This window comes from Rhizobium sp. WW_1 (assembly GCF_003610155.1).
Lineage (GTDB): Bacteria > Pseudomonadota > Alphaproteobacteria > Rhizobiales > Rhizobiaceae > Rhizobium > Rhizobium tropici_A.
Genome location: NZ_RAIN01000009.1, coordinates 128,800 through 146,642, shown reverse-complemented (window position 1 = coordinate 146,642; position 17,843 = coordinate 128,800). Strand labels below are relative to the sequence as shown.

At 60.0% G+C, this 17,843-nt stretch carries 14 protein-coding genes; 9 read left to right on the top strand and 5 right to left on the bottom strand.

Going from position 1 to position 17,843, the window contains the following annotated elements:
- Window positions 1-94: 94 nt before the first annotated feature.
- Window positions 95-1,486 carry a class II fumarate hydratase gene (fumC, locus tag BJ928_RS24920; RefSeq protein ID WP_047633026.1) on the bottom strand — a complete coding sequence of 464 codons (1,392 nt, stop codon included), beginning with the start codon at window positions 1,484-1,486 and terminating at the stop codon, window positions 95-97.
- A 405-nt stretch (window positions 1,487-1,891) separates the two neighbouring features.
- Here fumC and BJ928_RS24915 point away from each other — a divergent pair, with 405 nt between their 5' ends.
- Window positions 1,892-3,790 (top strand): L,D-transpeptidase family protein, encoded by a 1,899-nt coding sequence (locus BJ928_RS24915; protein ID WP_047633027.1) that lies wholly within the window; start codon window positions 1,892-1,894, stop codon window positions 3,788-3,790.
- 70 nt (window positions 3,791-3,860) lie between these two features.
- Here the strand turns inward: BJ928_RS24915 and BJ928_RS24910 are convergent, their stop codons facing one another.
- Window positions 3,861-4,535 (bottom strand): HAD family hydrolase, encoded by a 675-nt coding sequence (locus tag BJ928_RS24910; protein ID WP_047633029.1) that lies wholly within the window; start codon window positions 4,533-4,535, stop codon window positions 3,861-3,863.
- Between the two features lie 195 nt (window positions 4,536-4,730).
- Between BJ928_RS24910 and rpiA the strand changes: the two genes are divergently transcribed.
- The 5 genes from rpiA (at window position 4,731) to BJ928_RS24885 (ending at window position 9,684) form a co-directional block, all read left to right on the top strand.
- Window positions 4,731-5,432 (top strand): ribose-5-phosphate isomerase RpiA, encoded by a 702-nt coding sequence (gene rpiA, locus BJ928_RS24905; protein WP_047633031.1) that lies wholly within the window; start codon window positions 4,731-4,733, stop codon window positions 5,430-5,432.
- 13 nt (window positions 5,433-5,445) lie between these two features.
- Complete coding sequence (locus tag BJ928_RS24900) at window positions 5,446-6,000, top strand: DUF2059 domain-containing protein (RefSeq protein ID WP_047633032.1); 555 nt, start codon at window positions 5,446-5,448, stop codon at window positions 5,998-6,000.
- Window positions 6,001-6,185: 185 nt separating this feature from the next.
- A complete protein-coding gene (gor, locus tag BJ928_RS24895) occupies window positions 6,186-7,571 on the top strand; it encodes a glutathione-disulfide reductase (protein WP_047633033.1) in 1,386 nt (461 codons plus the stop codon).
- 153 nt (window positions 7,572-7,724) lie between these two features.
- Entirely contained in the window at window positions 7,725-9,098 is a 1,374-nt protein-coding gene (locus tag BJ928_RS24890) for a 3-deoxy-7-phosphoheptulonate synthase class II (protein ID WP_047633034.1), read from the top strand.
- Between the two features lie 160 nt (window positions 9,099-9,258).
- On the top strand, window positions 9,259-9,684 hold the full coding sequence (locus tag BJ928_RS24885; RefSeq protein ID WP_047633230.1) for a GFA family protein: 426 nt from the start codon (window positions 9,259-9,261) through the stop codon (window positions 9,682-9,684).
- A 3-nt stretch (window positions 9,685-9,687) separates the two neighbouring features.
- Here the strand turns inward: BJ928_RS24885 and BJ928_RS24880 are convergent, their stop codons facing one another.
- Both BJ928_RS24880 and BJ928_RS24875 read right to left on the bottom strand, forming a co-directional pair.
- Window positions 9,688-10,224, bottom strand: coding sequence for a DUF1003 domain-containing protein (locus tag BJ928_RS24880; protein ID WP_047633036.1), 537 nt, complete (start codon window positions 10,222-10,224; stop codon window positions 9,688-9,690).
- Between the two features lie 233 nt (window positions 10,225-10,457).
- A complete protein-coding gene (locus BJ928_RS24875) occupies window positions 10,458-12,389 on the bottom strand; it encodes an LTA synthase family protein (RefSeq protein WP_047633038.1) in 1,932 nt (643 codons plus the stop codon).
- 190 nt (window positions 12,390-12,579) lie between these two features.
- Between BJ928_RS24875 and BJ928_RS24870 the strand changes: the two genes are divergently transcribed.
- The 3 genes from BJ928_RS24870 to BJ928_RS24860 all read left to right on the top strand — a co-directional run bounded on the left by BJ928_RS24870 (window position 12,580) and on the right by BJ928_RS24860 (window position 17,022).
- Window positions 12,580-14,259, top strand: a complete 1,680-nt coding sequence (locus BJ928_RS24870; protein ID WP_047633232.1) for an NAD+ synthase — start codon at window positions 12,580-12,582, stop codon at window positions 14,257-14,259.
- A gap of 30 nt (window positions 14,260-14,289) precedes the next feature.
- Window positions 14,290-15,117, top strand: coding sequence for a TolB family protein (locus tag BJ928_RS24865; RefSeq protein WP_047633040.1), 828 nt, complete (start codon window positions 14,290-14,292; stop codon window positions 15,115-15,117).
- A gap of 177 nt (window positions 15,118-15,294) precedes the next feature.
- Entirely contained in the window at window positions 15,295-17,022 is a 1,728-nt protein-coding gene (locus tag BJ928_RS24860; RefSeq protein WP_047633042.1) for an ankyrin repeat domain-containing protein, read from the top strand.
- A gap of 51 nt (window positions 17,023-17,073) precedes the next feature.
- Here BJ928_RS24860 and BJ928_RS24855 read toward each other — a convergent pair whose 3' ends face one another.
- Window positions 17,074-17,826 carry a hypothetical protein gene (locus tag BJ928_RS24855; RefSeq protein WP_047633043.1) on the bottom strand — a complete coding sequence of 251 codons (753 nt, stop codon included), beginning with the start codon at window positions 17,824-17,826 and terminating at the stop codon, window positions 17,074-17,076.
- Between the last annotated feature and the right edge of the window lie 17 nt (window positions 17,827-17,843).

Here is a 17,843-nt window from a genome sequence, read left to right as displayed (position 1 = left end):
ATTCAATGTGCGGACTCCTCTCCCCGCGTCTGCCGGGAGAGGGCCGTCAGGCAGTTATGTCAACGGACCTGTCTGACCATTCGGGGTGACAAGCCTATTTGGGACCGATCATCGTTTCCGGGCGGACGATGGCGTCATACTCTTCCGACGACACCAATCCGCTCGCCAGCGCTTCTTCTTTCAGCGTCGTACCGTTCTTGTGGGCCGTCTTGGCGATCTTGGCGGCATTGTCGTAGCCGATCTTCGGCGCCAGCGCCGTCACCAGCATCAGCGAGCGTTCCAGACCAGCCTTGATATTGTCCTCGCGCGCCTCGATGCCGACGACGCAATTGTCGGTGAAGGAGACGGCGGCGTCGCCGAGCAGCTGGACCGACTGCAGGAAGTTGTAGGCCATCATCGGATTGTAGACATTGAGCTCGAAATGGCCCTGGCTGCCGGCAAAGGTGAGGGCGGCATTGTTGCCGAAGACCTGAATGCAGACCTGCGTCAGCGCTTCGCACTGGGTCGGGTTGACCTTGCCCGGCATGATCGACGAGCCCGGTTCGTTTTCGGGGAGCGCCAGTTCGCCGAGGCCGGAGCGCGGGCCGGAGCCGAGCAGGCGGATATCGTTGGCGATCTTGAAGAGGGCCGCCGCCGCCGCATTGATGGCACCATGGCTGAAGACCATGGAGTCGTGAGCAGCCAGCGCCTCGAACTTGTTGGGGGCGGTGACGAAGGGAAGGCCGGTAATCTTGGCGATCTCGTCCGCGACCTTTTCGGCAAAGCCGATCGGCGCGTTGAGGCCAGTTCCGACAGCGGTGCCGCCCTGCGCAAGCTCGCTGAGGCCCGGCAAAGTCATCTCGATGCGCTTGATGGAGGAGGCAACCTGGGCGGCATAGCCGGAAAATTCCTGGCCGAGCGTCAGTGGCGTCGCATCCTGCGTATGGGTGCGGCCGATCTTGATGATGTGGGCGAAGTCGGCGACCTTCCTTTCCAGCGCGGCATGCAGGTGCTTGAGCGCCGGAAGCAGGTGATGAACGATCTGTTCGGCGCAGGCAATGTGCATGGCCGTCGGATAGGTGTCGTTCGACGATTGGCTCATGTTGACGTGATCGTTCGGATGTACCGGCTTCTTCGAGCCCATGACGCCGCCGAGCATTTCGATCGCGCGGTTGGAGATCACCTCATTGGCGTTCATGTTCGACTGCGTGCCGGAGCCGGTCTGCCAGACGACGAGCGGAAAGTGATCGTTGAGCTTGCCGTCGATGACTTCCTGCGCGGCCTCGACGATTGCCTTGCCGAGGGCAGGGTCCAGCTGGCCAAGCTCCATGTTGGCGCGGGCGGCGGCCTGCTTGACGATGCCGAGAGCGCGGACAACGGACAGGGGCTGCTTTTCCCAGCCGATCTTGAAATTGCCGAGCGAGCGCTGCGCTTGCGCGCCCCAATAGCGGTCGCTGGCGACTTCGATCGGGCCAAAGGTATCGGTTTCGGTGCGGGTGGACGTCATCTTCCTGGTCCTGCTTTCCATTGAGACAGATAGCAGCCATATAGGCCCGAACGGCGCTCGTGAAAACATCAAAGCGCTATTTGCTGATTGTAATAATCATGTTTTGCGCGCAAGCGCGGCGTGCCCTTTTTAACACGCCCCCTATATATTAACGGACGCGCATTTTCGGGCGCTTAAAAAGTCACGGAAAATTCAATAAAAGATTAACCAATAATTTCATAATTTTGTGTGGACTGAACCGCGAAGACGCCGCTGCTTCGTCACATGAAGTTGAGGCATTGAACGAAAGGCGGGGTCTCGCCGTTTTCATGGTAGTGGGTATACGATGTCGAAGACATCGCGGCCGAGTTGAAAACAGCACCGCCAAGCTCGAAGTTACCGCACGATACAGGGACTGATTAGAGAATGAAACTTGCCTCCAAAGCCACAGCATCCGTCCTGGCGCTTTCCTGTTGCCTCTCCTCCGTCGGCGCGACCTCGGCGAGCGCCATGACCCTCATGGATTTCATCCGTGGTGGGCAAGGGCGCCAGCAGAGCACGCAGGTATCGGCTCCGGTTCCCGTCAATCCGGCGCAGACGCTGAATGCCGACCAGCCTCCGCGCGTCAAGCAGCCGTTGCCGACGGTCGATGCGCCGAAATATTATACCTACAAGGCCGACCAGATGCGTCTGGTGTCGACTGCGCATTTCGCCGATCCGGTAGTGACCGGTGCCGTTGCCGACGCCTCGCCGACGCCGGTCGCCGTCGATACCGAGATTTCGCAGCGCCGCTACCTGGCGGATGCGCGCGTTATGGCGACCAATGACATCGCCAAGGCGATCGAAGCCTACTACGCCGATCAGAGCAAGCCGCTTCTCTGGGTTGCCGATCATGCCGTCAGCGACAAAGCGAAGGCGGCAATGGGCGTTCTTGCCGATGCCGGTTCCGTCGGCCTCGATCCTGCTGACTATGCGGTTACGCTGCCGAGCGCCGATGCGGCAAATGCCGATCCTGTCATGCGCGATCGCGCGCTCATGCAGTTCGAGCTCGCTCTGTCGACCAAGGTGCTGATGTTCGTTCAGGATACGGTTCGCGGCCGTCTCGACCCGAACAAGATCTCCGGCTATCACGACTTCAAGCGCAAGGACGTCAACCTGACGGCGATGCTCGACGTATTGCGCGCCAGCCCGGATGTCGGGGCTTATCTGAACAGCCGCAGCCCATCCAACCAGCAGTTCATGGAGCTGAAGGCGGAGCTCGCCAAGCTGCGTGCGGAATCCGGATCGGACGGCAGCGCCATTTCCATTTCGCTGACAGGCATCCTGAAGCCGGGCGGCAGCTCGCCGGAAATGGCCAACATCATCAAGGCGATCCAGCATCGCGGATCTGATGCGCTGAAGGCAGCCCATGCCGATCTCTTCGATGCGTATCTGGGTACGCCGGACTATACGCCCGAACTGGTGTCTCTGGTCGAAGACTTCCAGAGGGAGAAGGGACTGACGGCTGACGGCGTGATCGGACCGTCCTCCGTTCGTGCCATGGTCGGCGAGAACAACGATCTGAAGATCCAGAAGCTCGTCATCGCCATGGAGCAGCTGCGCTGGCTGCCGGACGAGCTCGGACCGCGCTACGTCTTCATCAATCAGCCGGCCTTCATGGTCTATTACTACAACAACAACCAGGAACAGCTGTCGATGCGCGTCGTCGTCGGCAGCAAGCAGCACCAGACCTTCTTCTTCGAAAATCAGGTGCAGACGGTTGAATTCAATCCGTATTGGGGCGTTCCGCAGTCGATCATCATCAACGAGATGCTGCCGAAGCTGCGTGCCGACCCGAACTATCTCGACCGCATGGGCTATCAGGTCGAGGTTGGTGGGCGTGCGGTCGCATCGTCCAGTGTCGACTGGTACGGCTCGACGAAGAGTATTTCGGTTCGCCAGCCGCCGAGCAGCGACAACGCACTTGGCGAGCTGAAGATCCTCTTTCCGAATTCGCATGCGATCTACATGCATGACACACCGAGCAAGAGCTTCTTCAAGAAGGACATGCGCGCGCTCAGCCACGGCTGCGTCCGCCTTGCCGATCCGCGCGCGATGGCTGCCGCCGTGCTCGACACGACGGTCGACGACGTCGCCAAGCAGATCGCGACCGGCCAGAACAAGGGCGTCTCAGTGCCGCAGAAGTTCCCGATCTACATCGCCTACTTCACCGCATGGCCGAACAAGGATGGCGTCGTCCAGTATTTCAACGACGTCTATGATCGCGATTCCGCCACGCAGAAAGCGCTCGATGCGACCTCGAAGGCTCGCACGGCTCAGATCTGAGTTTGTTGATATAAAACAGAAAAGGGCGACCGCTTCGGTCGCCCTTTTTTATTGAGGAAAGATCGATTTATCAGGCTGCCAGCAGCCCCTCGACCAGCTCGGGCGTCAATTCGTCGTAGTGATAGATGATGCGGCTCGGGCCGAGTGTTTCGACGCCGACATCGGAATAGCCGAAGGGGACCGCGATGGAGGGTACGCCGGCGTTGCGGGCGACGAGGATATCGTTGATGCTGTCGCCGATCATGACGGTGCGGGCGATGTCTCCGCCGGCGCGTTCGACCGTGCCGATCAGGTGCTCGGCATTCGGCTTGCGCACCGTGAAGGTGTCGCCGCCGGTAATGGCCTCGAAATAATGGGTCAGCTCCAGCCGTTCGAGCAGGGTGCGCGCCAGAGATTCCATCTTGTTGGTGCAGACCGCCAGCTTGTAGCCCTGGCTCTTCAGCATGGTGAGTGCGGCAACCAGTCCCGGATAGGGTTGCGTGGCGCCGGGCATTGCCTCGGAATAATGGGTTATGAAGCGCTGCAGCAAGGCCGGTAATTCTTCGGCTGTGAGCGTGTAGCCATGTAGCTTGCAGGCCCGTTCGATCATGACCTGTGCGCCGCTGCCGACGAGGTGCGTCACGTCGTCATAGCTGACGGGCGGAAGCTTGAGCGCGGCAATCGTATAGTTCAGGCTAACGATCAGGTCCGCATGCGTGTCGAGCAGCGTGCCATCGAGATCGAATACGACAAGGGGAGATTTCACGAGGAATCGGCCTTTGCATGGAAAAGAGTGTGTCTTTCGGAGTTAAAAGATCGCGCGGGCAATTGCAACCGAAGCACCCGAGAAGCCTTGGCCGGAAGGGGCGGGGATTTCTATATCATGCCGTTATTTTGGCTTTCGTTTGACCGGAGAGCCGTGTAAACAGCAGACCAACGTAACAATGGGAGCAGGTGGCGCATGGACGCCCGGCAGATGAAAATCGAGGCCGCGAGAGCTGCGCTTGCTTATGTCGAGAGCGGCATGCGGCTCGGGATCGGCACCGGCAGCACGGCGGAAGAGTTCGTTCGCCTGCTGGCCGAAAAGGTTGCGGCTGGCCTCTCGATCCAGGGCGTTCCCACGTCCGAGAGAACGGCCAAGCTCTGCAATGAGCTCGGCGTGCCGTTGAAATCGCTCGACGAGCTTCCGGAACTCGATCTCACCATCGATGGCGCCGACGAACTGGATGGCGAACTGACCCTGATCAAGGGCGGCGGCGGCGCGTTGCTGCGCGAGAAGATCGTTGCAGCCTCGTCGGCCCGCATGATCGTCATCGCGGATCAGAGCAAGGTCGTCGAGACGCTCGGGGCCTTTCCGCTGCCGATCGAGGTCAATCCTTTCGGCCTCGTTTCCACTCGCATCCTCATCGAGAAGGCTGCATCGCGTCTTGGGCTTTCAGGCGCTCTGAACATGCGCCATGCGGGCGACAGCCTCTTTGTCACCGATGGCGGGCATTTCATCGTCGACGCATCTTTCGGCCGCATTCCTGATGCAGAGGCGCTGTCGAGCGAGCTCTATTCGATTCCCGGCGTTGTCGAACACGGGCTCTTTATCCATATGGCGACACAAGCGATCATTGCCGGCCCTGCCGGTGCGCGCACGTTGCAGGCGAACAATACATAGGAGCACTCATCTCATGATCAAATTTGCGGGTCTTGGCCGTCTTGCCGCTGCAACCATCCTTCTTTCCGGCATTGCCTTCGGCTCGGTCAGCGCCCAGGAAGTCTCCGAAGATCAGATCAAGGCTGCGCGCGCCGCGATCAACGCTCTCGGCATCACCAACCAGTTCGACAATATCCTGCCGAACCTCGCCGAGCAGCTGAAGAGCACGATGATCCAGGCCAATCCGAATTTCGGCGATGCGATCAACTCGACCGTCGACGCCACCGCGTTGGCGCTTGCACCGCGTCGTGCCGATCTCGAGCGTGAAGCCGCCATCACCTACGCCAAGGCCTTCTCGGCCGACGAGCTCAAGGCGATTGCCGATTTCTACAATTCTGCGGCCGGCAAGAAGCTTCTCAAGGATGGCCCGCTCGCCACCCGCGAACTCTACAAGGCTGCCGATATCTGGAGCCAGGGCATTTCGCGCGATCTCGCAAACCAGAGCAACGATGCTCTGCAGAAGGTCGTCAAGCAGCCGGTCATTACGCCGGATGCCGGTGCTGCCGCGCAGACAGCGCCGAAGCAGTAATCAACGGCTTGCGCCGTCACCTGTTCCGAAAGCTGAGTTTCATGTTTTCGGTATCTGCGGCAGGCAGTTACAAATTCGAAGCCCGGATTGATTCCGGGCTTTTCTTTTTATGTCTCGGCTCCCTATATGAGTGCCGACCCCCAATGGCGCCTCGCGCGCATTTTCATGTCTGACAGGAGCGATCCATGCCTTCGTTTGATTTCGACCTTTTCGTAATTGGCGGCGGCTCCGGCGGTGTGCGCAGCGCGCGCGTCGCCGCGTCGCTTGGCAAAAAGGTCGGCATTGCCGAGGAATATCGCTATGGCGGCACCTGTGTCATTCGCGGCTGTGTGCCGAAGAAGCTGTTCGTCTATGCCTCGCAGTATAGCGAGCATTTCGAGGATGCGGCTGGCTATGGCTGGACGGTCGGCGAGAGCACCTTCGACTGGAAGAAGCTGATCGAGGCGAAAGACAAGGAAATAGCCCGGCTGGAGGGCCTCTATCGCAAGGGGCTCGACAATGCCAAGGCTGAGATCTTCGACACGCGCGCCGAGCTGGTGGATGCCCACACGGTCAAGCTGTTGAAGACCGGCCAGACCGTCACGGCGGAGACCATCGTGATTGCGACGGGTGGCAGGCCGAACCTGCACACGGCGCTGCCGGGCCATGAACTCTGCATCTCCTCGAATGAAGCCTTCCATCTGAAGGAGCTGCCGAAATCAATCCTGATCGCCGGCGGCGGCTATATCGCCGTCGAATTCGCCAACATCTTCCACGGCCTCGGCGTCGAGACGACGCTGATTTATCGTGGAGCCGAGATCCTCTCGCGCTTCGACCAGGATCTGCGCAAGGGCCTGCATGAAGCGATGGAAGAGAAGGGCATCCGCATTCTCTGCCACGACATCATCCAGAGCGTCGAGAAGACGGAAAGTGGCCTCAGCGTCCGGACGAAGAACGACAAGGTTCTGACGGTCGATACCGTCATGCTGGCGCTTGGCCGCACGCCGAATACCGAAAGTCTCGGGCTGCAGGCCGCGGGCGTTGCGATCAACGAGCAGGACGCTGTTATCGTTGACGAATATTCGCGCACCTCCGTTCCGAATATCTACGCTCTTGGCGACGTCACCGATCGGGTACAGCTGACGCCGGTCGCGATCCACGAGGCCATGTGCTTCATCGAGACTGTCTACAAGAACAATCCGACGCGGCCGGATCACGAACTGATCCCGACCGCAGTGTTCTCGCAGCCGGAAATCGGCACGGTCGGTCTGACCGAGGAAGATGCCGCCAAGCGCTATCCGGAACTGGAAGTCTATCGTGCCCAGTTCCGTCCGATGAAGGCGACGCTTTCGGGCCGTACGGAGAAGATGATCATGAAGCTGATCGTCAATGCTGCCGACCGCAAGGTTATCGGTGCCCATATTCTCGGCCACGATGCCGGTGAAATGGCGCAGTTGCTTGGCATCACCCTGAAGGCGGGCTGCACCAAGGATGATTTCGATCGCACCATGGCGGTGCATCCGACGGCAGCGGAAGAACTGGTGACGATGTATTCGCCGAGCTACCGCATCCGCAACGGCGAGCGCGTGTAACGCGCTTCGTTGGGCTAGTTTCGCCCCTCGCCACAAAAGATCAGCACAGTAGTTCGCCTGCCTTTGCAAGCGGACGGCAAAGGTTTATAAGCGCGCGTTATTTACGACGACGGCACGCCCGGCCAAGACCGGGCGCACAAGCAGGTGAGTGATATGGCACAGAATTGGACACCCAGCAGTTGGCGGCAAAAACCGATCCAGCAGGTGCCGGATTTTCCGGACAAGGCAGCGCTTGCAGAGACAGAAGCCCAGCTTGCAAGCTATCCGCCGCTGGTTTTTGCCGGCGAAGCCCGCCGTCTGAAGGCCCATCTTGCCAATGTTGCCGAGGGCAACGGTTTCCTGCTGCAGGGTGGCGATTGCGCCGAGAGCTTTGCCGAGCACGGTGCCGATACGATCCGCGACTTCTTCCGCGCCTTCCTGCAGATGGCCGTTGTGCTGACCTTTGGCGCGCAATTGCCGGTCGTCAAGGTTGGACGTATCGCCGGTCAGTTCGCCAAGCCGCGCTCCTCGAACATCGAAACGCAGAATGGCATCTCGCTGCCGAGCTATCGCGGCGATATCATCAACGGCATCGATTTCACCGAAGAGGGGCGCATCCCCAATCCGGAGCGCCAGTTGATGGCTTATCGCCAGTCTGCTGCGACGCTGAACCTGCTGCGCGCTTTCGCCATGGGTGGCTACGCCAATCTGGAAAACGTGCAGAAGTGGATGCTCGGCTTCGTCAAGGATAGCCCGCAGGGCGAGCGCTACCGCAAGCTTGCCGATCGCATCGGCGAGACGATGGATTTCATGAAGGCGATCGGCATCACCGCCGAAACCAATGCGAGCCTGCGCGAGACCGATTTCTTCACTAGCCATGAGGCGTTGCTGCTTGGTTACGAAGAAGCGTTCACCCGCGTCGACTCCACCTCGGGCGACTGGTACGCGACCTCGGGCCACATGCTCTGGATCGGCGACCGTACCCGCCAGGCCGACCACGCACATGTCGAGTACTTCCGCGGCATCAAGAACCCGATCGGGCTGAAGTGCGGTCCTTCGCTGCAGGCGGACGACCTGATCAACCTGATCGATATTCTGAACCCCGAGAACGAGGCCGGCCGCCTGACGCTGATCTGCCGCTTCGGCCATGACAAGGTTGCCGACAACCTGCCGCGCCTTATCCGCGCTGTCGAGAAGGAAGGCCGCAAGGTCGTCTGGTCCTGCGATCCGATGCATGGCAACACGATCACGCTCAACAACTACAAGACGCGTCCGTTCGAGCGCATTCTGTCGGAAGTCGAAAGCTTCTTCCAGATCCATCGCGCTGAAGGCACGCATCCGGGCGGCATCCATATCGAGATGACCGGCAAGGATGTGACCGAGTGCACGGGGGGCGCCCGCGCCGTCGGCGCCGAAGACCTGCAGGACCGCTACCACACCCATTGCGATCCCCGTCTCAATGCCGACCAGGCCCTGGAACTTGCCTTCCTGCTCGCCGAGCGGATGAAGGGCGGCCGCGACGAGAAGCGTATGCGCGCGCACGGCTGAACGACGCCGCATCCATGACATAGCAGAGCGGGTCGGCGAAAAGCCGGCCCGTTTGCTTTTGTGCTGACCGGATCAATCCGGCTGAAAGACGCTTCATTTCTTTGAAATTGACCCGAATGCCGTTCTCGGAAAGGCTGGCCTGAAAACAAGGGGAGCGATGATGCGCGACGAACACACGGGTGCCTGCCTTTGCGGCAGCGTAAGCTTCAGAACACGCGGCAAGCTGCGCGAGGTCGTCGCCTGCCATTGTTCGCAGTGCCGCAAGCAGACGGGGCTCTATTATGCCGCGACCAACGTTGCGAGCGAAAATCTCGTCATCGAGGGAGAAGAGGCGATCACCTGGTATCGCGCCAGCACCTTTGCCCGCCGAGGCTTCTGCAAGACCTGCGGCTCGGCCCTGTTCTGGGTAGCTGATGGCGCAGATGAAATATCGATCATGGCCGGTCTGTTCGACCAGCCGAGCGGTCTTGAGATAGCCTATCACATCTACTGCGCCGACAAGGGCGACTATTACGAGATCAGCGATGGGTTGCCGCAATATCGGCAGGGGCGGCCGGGGTTGTTGACGGCCGGCCCCTCCGACTGACCCTCAGACGCCGCCTTTTTCGGTGACGAGCTTGCTCAGCCTGGCAAGTTCTTCCCGCACCATCGAAAGCTCCGTGAGTACCTGCATATCGATCTTCTGATGCAGCGAGAGTACCTCGAGTTCCGCCTTGAGATTGACCTCGTAGTCCTTGGCGGCCTCGAAGCGGTCCCGTTCGGCCTGCCGGTTCTGGGACATCATGATGATCGGCGCCTGGATAGCCGCGAGCATCGAGAGGACGAGGTTCAGGAAGATGAAAGGGTAGGGATCGAAGGCGGTTGTGGTGAGGAGGATGGTGTTCACGACGCACCAGACCGCCAGGAATACGAGAAAGCTGATGATGAAGGACCAGGAGCCGCCGATCCGGGCAATGCTATCAGCCAGGCGCTGTCCGGTCGACGATTCAGCCGAGATGGCGGCATTGATGTCGGTGGAGATAATTTTGCGTTCATGCGCCTTTTTGAGAACGCGCTTTTCGATATCGCCGAGCTGATCGGCCGTCTTGTCAAAATGCAGATGAATGAAATTGGGAAGATTGTGCATTGGGAGGGCTCCGAGGTCCTGGTGGCATTGAATGCAACTATTAGACCAAAGGGCAAAAATGCAACGACCGAAGGGTTTCAAACTTGAAGAGGCATAGAGCCGTTGCGTGTGTTGCTTGGGCGGATTCCCTTATCCGGCGAAACACATCGTCTCCAAGATGCGTTCCTTGTCTCTCGAATTCCTGCAATAGCGCGCCGGCTCCACAAAGCCGGCGCACTTTTGCTGAAATTGCTCTAACTGTTTTCCAGGCCAAGCAATTGCGCATGGGACGGGAAGAAGCGCTCCAACCCATATTGACGCCCGAACATCATGTCGTGCTGCAGGTAGCGATAGTCGCGCACCGTCGGGTCAAGCTCCTGTTCCCTGCGCGCCCAATCCGGGAAGGTATGGTTGTCGCGGTTCGTAAGCTGATAGCGGTCGATGATGCTGTATTTCCTTTGAACGCGACCGAGAAAGCCTGTGTAGAAAGGATGCTCGTAGCCTGCGGTCTTCAGCAGGTGATAGGGCAGCTGCGACGGGCTGATGGTGCCGATGTCCTTGCGAATGCCTTTCTTGCTTGACCAGACGACAAGCGGCGTCTCGTGTTCCCGCTTCATGACATCGAGCGGGGCTTTGCGGGTGGCGACCGGCTGGGGCATATAGCCGGTGTTCGGATAGACCTTCCCGAGGGGCGGCAGATGATCGCCCCAGAGGACGATGATGGTTTCGCGCTCGCGCTTTTGGGCCCAGTCCATCAGCATCTTCAAGCTGTCGTCGGCTTCGCGCATGCCCTGGGCGTAGGTGGCGAGTGCGGCGCGATCGTCGTCGTTCAGGTTACCGGCGATATCGACAGTATTTTCGGCATAGCGATTGGCTTCGTAGGGACCATGTCCCTGCAGGGTGACCGCAAAGAAGAAGAACGGGCGCTCGGCCGCATCGCCTTCGCGCATGATTTCCTTCATGAGGGAATCGTCGGCAGCGAACATGCCGCGCTTGTCCATGGGCGGCAGCGTTTCCTGGGTATGAAACTCCTCGAAACCGAAGGCGCGATAGACCTCGTTGCGGTTCCAGAACCAGCCGCTGAAGGGATGAAGCGCGCGTGCCATATAGCCTTCGCCGCGGAAGAAGGTGGCGAGCGACGGCATTGGGCGGCGCACATATTGCTGATAGGGAATGCTGCCATAGGGCAGGAAGGCATTGGAAAAGCCCGTCAGCGCCTCGAACTCGACATTGGCGGTCATGCCGCCGAACTCGGGCGAGAAGACATGTCCCGATTGTCTGGCGCGGATCGTCGGCATCGGGTCTGGCGTAAAGGCGACGTTGGAGAGCCGTGTCGGGTCCCAAAGGGATTCGCTCATGAGCATGATGACGTCGGGCTTCCGGCGCGGGCCGGAGAGATAGCCGTAATTTCTGGCCGGCATGGCGTCGATGGCGTCAGGTCCGTATCCGGCCGGTGACTTGACGTCGGCCATGGGCAGATTCAACACGAAGGCGACGATGAAGCCGTTATGGCTGTAATTTTCCGTCTGGTCCCAGACGATCGGAATGATGCCGAGTTTTTCGCGGACGAAGGAATATTGGGTCGGGTTCATCTGCGAGGTAAAAAGCGCCATCAGCGGGAGACAGACCGAAAGCCGGCCGAGGCGCTCCTTTCGCGAAAGCACGACGGCGTGGCTCCGCACGTAGCGCCAGACGATGATGAAGGCTGAAATCCCGACGACAATGCCGATTGTGAGGGCTGCGGCCGTCCACGGGCGATCGCGCACCATGACCGGCATCAGTTCCATGATCTGCCGCGCAAACAAGAAGTCCGAGGGATAGAGCGGATCGGAGAGATAATTCTGCTTCTGGCTGGAAATGAAGGCTGGCAAGAGCAGCAGCGGAGCGACGATCAAGGCCGATAGATGCGCGCGGCAGACCAGAGCATCCAGCATCAGCATGGCTAGCATAACGACGCCGATCGTGGCGAAGCCGGGACGGGAGGTCGAAAGGAGATAGGACCAAGCCGCGCCGAATTCGCCGCGCGCAACCCATTCAACCGCGACCACGATGGACAGGGAGAAAAACAAGGTCAGCGAAAGGCTCAGAAGCAGACGTAGAGTGGCGGACTTCTGTCTTGCTGCGCCGATCTTCTGGAAAAGAGCAAGTCTGCCCGCCAAGGCGGACTCGATGACCAATGCGACCAATGATGTCTCCGAATGCTATGTATCGTTCATAAAAGTGTCATGCTTCTGTCATGAATGACGCATGAACCGCAAGGCAGGCCGGGTATTTTCCGGGGCGAAAATACCGCCTCCGCGCATGGCGCGGCGTTTGATGCCTATTGGGGGATGGAAGGCGGTTGCGGAAGAAAGACGCCCTCGCTAAATGTATGGCATGACAGAGCAAAGCCAGATTACCCACACCATTCGCATCGCCGTCGCGCAGCTCAATCCGACGGTCGGCGACGTCTCCGGCAATCTCGCCAAGGCGCGTGAAGCTCGCGCCGACGCCGCGCGCGAAGGCGCGCAGCTCGTATTGCTGACGGAATTGTTCATTTCCGGCTACCCGCCGGAAGATCTCGTGCTGAAACCAGCCTTCATTCGCGCCTGCTGGAAGGCGGTCGAGAGCCTGGCTGCCGATACGGCCGATGGCGGCCCCGGCGTCATCATCGGCTTTCCCAGGCAGGATGAAACCGGGCGCTATAATTCCGTCGCGGTGCTCGATGGCGGTAAGGTGATCGCCATCCGCGATAAGGTCGATCTGCCGAATTACGGCGAATTCGACGAGAAACGCGTCTTCGATCAGGGCGCCATGCCCGGGCCCGTGAATTTTCGCGGCGTGCGGCTCGGCATTCCGATCTGCGAGGACATCTGGGGTGAGCTCGGCGTCTGCGAAACGCTGGCTGAAAGTGGTGCGGAAATCCTGCTCTCGCCGAATGGTTCCCCCTATTATCGCGGCAAAGTCGACATCCGCCATCAGGTCGTGCTGAAACAGGTTATCGAAACAGGCCTGCCGATGATCTATGCCGCCCAGCTTGGCGGGCAGGACGAGCTGGTCTTCGACGGCGCAAGCTTCGGCTTCAATGCCGACAAGACGCTGGCCTTTCAGATGAGCCAGTTCGAGACCGCACTGACAGTCACGACCTGGAAGAGGAACGGCGACGGCTGGCACTGCGCGGAAGGGCCGATGGCGCATATTCCGGAAGGCGAAGAGGCCGATTATCGCGCCTGCCTGCTGGGCTTCCGCGACTATGTGAACAAGAACGGCTTCAAGTCGGTCGTGCTTGGCCTGTCCGGCGGTATCGACTCGGCGATCTGCGCTGCGATTGCCGTCGATGCGCTCGGCGAGGAGCGTGTGCGCACAGTGATGCTGCCCTATCGCTACACCTCGCAGGATTCGCTGAAGGATGCGGCCGATTGCGCCAAGGCGCTCGGCTGCCGTTATGACATCGTGCCGATCGAGGATCCCGTTACCGGATTTACCTCGGCTCTGTCCGATCTGTTCGAGGGCACCGAGAGCGGCATCACCGAGGAAAATCTTCAGAGCCGCGCGCGCGGCACGATCCTGATGGCGATCTCGAACAAGTTCGGCTCCATGGTGGTCACGACGGGCAACAAGTCGGAAATGTCCGTTGGCTATGCCACGCTCTATGGCGACATGAACGGCGGCTTCAACCCGATCAAGGACCTCTACAAGATGCAGGTCTACGCGATCTCGCGCTGGCGCAACCTGCATGTGCCGCCCGGCGCGCTCGGCCCTTCGGGTGAGGTAATTCCGCACAACATCATCGACAAGGCACCTTCGGCGGAACTCAGGCCGAACCAGACAGACCAGGATTCGCTTCCGCCCTATCCGGCGCTTGACGATATCCTCGAATGCCTGGTGGAAAAGGAAATGTCGGTCGAGGAGATCGTGGCGCGCGGCCACGATGTCGCGACGGTGCATCGCGTCGAACATCTGCTCTATCTTGCAGAATACAAGCGCCGGCAGTCGGCGCCGGGCGTGAAGATCACCAAGAAGAATTTCGGTCGCGACCGTCGCTATCCGATCACCAACCGGTTCCGCGATCGCTGATCGCGCGGCTCGATGGCAGGAAAAGGACAGATGCGCAGTTCGGTCGAGATCTACAATATTCGCACCGGGGAGAACCGGGTGGTCTGGCAGACGGACGAGCTTGTCGAGGCGCCGAACTATTCGCCAGACGGGCGCTATCTGCTGCTGAACGGCGACGGGTTGCTCTATCGCTTGCCTCTGGATGGCACGGGCGGGATTGCACGTGTCGATACAGGCTTCGCCACGCGATGCAACAATGATCACGGCATCTCGCCAGATGGTTCTCTGATCGCCATTTCCGACAAGACCGAGCACGGCAAGGCCTGCATCTACGTTCTGCCTGCAGAGGGCGGCACGCCAAGGCAGGTCACGACCAATCTGCCGTCCTACTGGCACGGATGGTCGCCGGACGGGAAGCGCTTCTCCTATTGTGGTATCCGCAACGATCTTTTCGATATCTACACGATCTCGATCGATGGTGGCGAGGAGACGCGGTTGACGCATGGCGAGGGCCGCAATGATGGGCCCGATTTCTCAGCCGACGGGCAATGGATCTATTTCAATTCGAGCCGCACCGGCCTGATGCAGATCTGGCGCATCCATCCCGACGGCACGGGTCTGGAACAGGTGACTTACGACAATTACGGCAACTGGTTCGCACATCCGTCGCCCAAGAACGACAAGGTCGTGCTGATCTCCTACGACCCCGATGTCTTCGATCATCCGCGCGACCTGAATGTGCGGATGCGGCTGATGGACATGGATGGTAGCAATATCACGACCCTGTTCGAGCTCTTCGGCGGGCAGGGATCGATCAACGTGCCGAACTGGTCGCCGAATGGTGACGAGTTCGCCTATGTGCGCTACGAGCCGACCTGAATTCCAAATCATGGCCTCTGGACAGACAGCATCTCGCGCGATAGATGTGGTCCGTTCTCAGGGCGCATCCGATCCGCGGGAAGGGCAAGGCCCACCTGAAGCATAGAATACGAGACTGCCACACCTCTTTTCAGTCTGTGGGCGCGGATACCGGACGTAAATGGAAGGAGGTCTATTTTGACCACGCGCTCTCTGGCGTTTGACGCCACACTCGATTCCCTGAAAAAGCAGGCAAAGTCTTTCCTCAAGGCGATTCAAGCCGGCGATGCTTCGGCGCGCAGTCGCGTTGCGCCCTATTTTGCCGACGTCGACAATGTCGGATTGCAGGACATTCAGCTCGTCCTTGCCCGCGAGTTCGGTTTCTCCAGCTGGACGAAGCTCAAGACGCATCTGGAAAGCGGTGATCGCAGGCATGTTCCGCGGGATCAGCTTGCAAACCGTTTCCTGTCGCTGGCGACCGTCTCCTATTTCGGCAATATCGCAGCCGATCCAGCGCGGTTCGATGAGGCGCTGCAGCTGCTTGAAGAGCATCCCGATATTGCAGGCGAGAATATCCATGTCGCCGCCGCGCTTGGAGATGCCGATCGTTTAAGTCGTTGGCTCGATCGTCAGCCGCAGCTTCTCGATCGCAAGGCAGGGCCCTACGACTGGTCTCCGTTGATGTATGCCGCCTATGCCCGCCTGCCGGGTCGATCCAGTCTGCCGGCCGCCCGCGAGCTTGTCAGGCGCGGAGCCGACGTCAATGCCTTCTTCCTCGACAACGGCCAGTATCGCTTCACTGTTCTGACCGGCGTCTTCGGCGAGGGCGAGGCGGGCAAGCTTCGCCAGCCGCCGCATCCCGATTGCGAGGCTTTCGCGCGCCTGTTGCTTGAGGCGGGAGCTGAAGCCAATGACAGCCAGGCGCTCTATAACCGTATGTTCGAGCCGGACGATACATGCCTGAAACTGCTGCTGGAACACGGCTTGTCCGCCAGGGATAGGAACAATTGGCTGGTGCGCGAAGACGGCAAATTCGCCGAAAACTCCGAGACTGTTTTCGACTACCAGCTTGCCTGGGCGCTGGAGCATCGCATGAGTGAGCGGGTCCACCTTCTGGTGGATCATGGCGCCGATGTCCTCAAGGTGGTCAACGGGCGAACGCCGTTCCAATGGGCTCGGCTTGGTGGCGATCGCGAGCTGGCTGAATATCTCGTGCGCAAGGGCGCAGTTGCGGTTCACCTGGCGCCGGAGGACGAATTCTATATCAAGGTCATGAGCAAGGAGGTTTCGCTCGAGGAACTGCTTGCGATGAAGCCGTCCAGTGACATTCTGGCTGCGATGCAGAAGGCCCATCCCGCGATGCTGCATGATGCCGCCGGCGAAAGTGACCTGGAAGCCGTGCGCCGGATGCTTGCCCTGGGCCTCGACGTCAATGCCATGACCAGCCGCACGCCGCTGCATGAGGCCGCACTTCACGGCCATATCGAGATGGCGAAGCTCCTGATCGAGCATGGCGCCGATGCGACCATTCGCGATCCGCATTTCCATTCCGGGCCGATCGGCTGGGCCGAATACAATGGCAAGCAGGACATGGTCGAGTTTCTGAAGGCCTATCCTTCGGATATTTTCGCGACGGCGGCCTTCGGTCTCCTCGATCAGCTTGCGGATGTCATCAGGCAGCATCCCGAGCAGGTGAACATCCGCTTCGGGGAGTTCGGCACTGATGGGCAGCCGACCGATCGCGATTGGATGACGCCGCTCGGCTTTGCTATCGTCAATCGGCGGACAGAGGCGGTGCGCTTCCTGCTGGAGCATGGCGCGGAGCGTTCGGTGAGGGACGTCTCGGGGCGGTCCTATCGGGATCTCGCCAAAGATACGGGAGACGAGACCATCGTCTCGTTGCTGCGCCAGCCGACGACGGCCTGAAAACGATAGGACATACGGTGGCTGGGCGCAGACGAGAAGCGTCTGGCCGCCTCATTGCGTCGGCTGTGGTCCGGCGTCTTTCGGATGTTTCAGGTCGATGCTGCCCTGATCTGTCGCCAGGAATTGCGGTCCGACCTGGCGCACCTTATGGGCCGAAGGATCATAGGGTCGATCGGGTGGAAACTGTTGCGGCGGCGCTTGCGTCACCTTCGGTGTCGACGCTGGCGGCGCTTGCTTTTGTTGGATGCTGGAATCCTTCTGCAGCCGCGGCGTCTCGATGACGGTGATGGAGCTTTCCGGCCTGGCCAGGGACTGTTCCTGCGGCGCATAGGCGTCCAGCTTCGTGCGGGTGTCGATGACGATGTCAGGCGTTGCCGAAGCCGGCAAGCTGCAGCCGTTGCGCTGCATCGTATCCAGCAACTGCCGGCGCTGCATGGCGACGGCATCGACCCGGCCGACGCTTTGCTCACGCTGATCCATCAGCAGCGAGAGATCGTGCCGCATCCCATCGATCGATTGCCGCATGTCGTCGCAGGCGCCCTGATTGTCCTGCCCGACAATCACCATGCTGCTATCTTCGAAGCAGCCCTGGTTGCGCAGGTCGCTCATCGTTCGGCGGATCATCAGGTTCTGCTGCACGATGGCGCGGGAAAGCTGGCGTGTTTCCTGGCTGGCGCCGATCACTTCGCTGATATCGACGTAGCGGCCACGCAACTCGTCGCAAAGGTCCGCCTGTGCGAGGGCCGGCGTGGCCGTCAGCAGGGACAGCAAGGCAAGGGAAGCGTGTTTTGTGCCGCGGTTCACGGTTCTGCTCTCGAAAG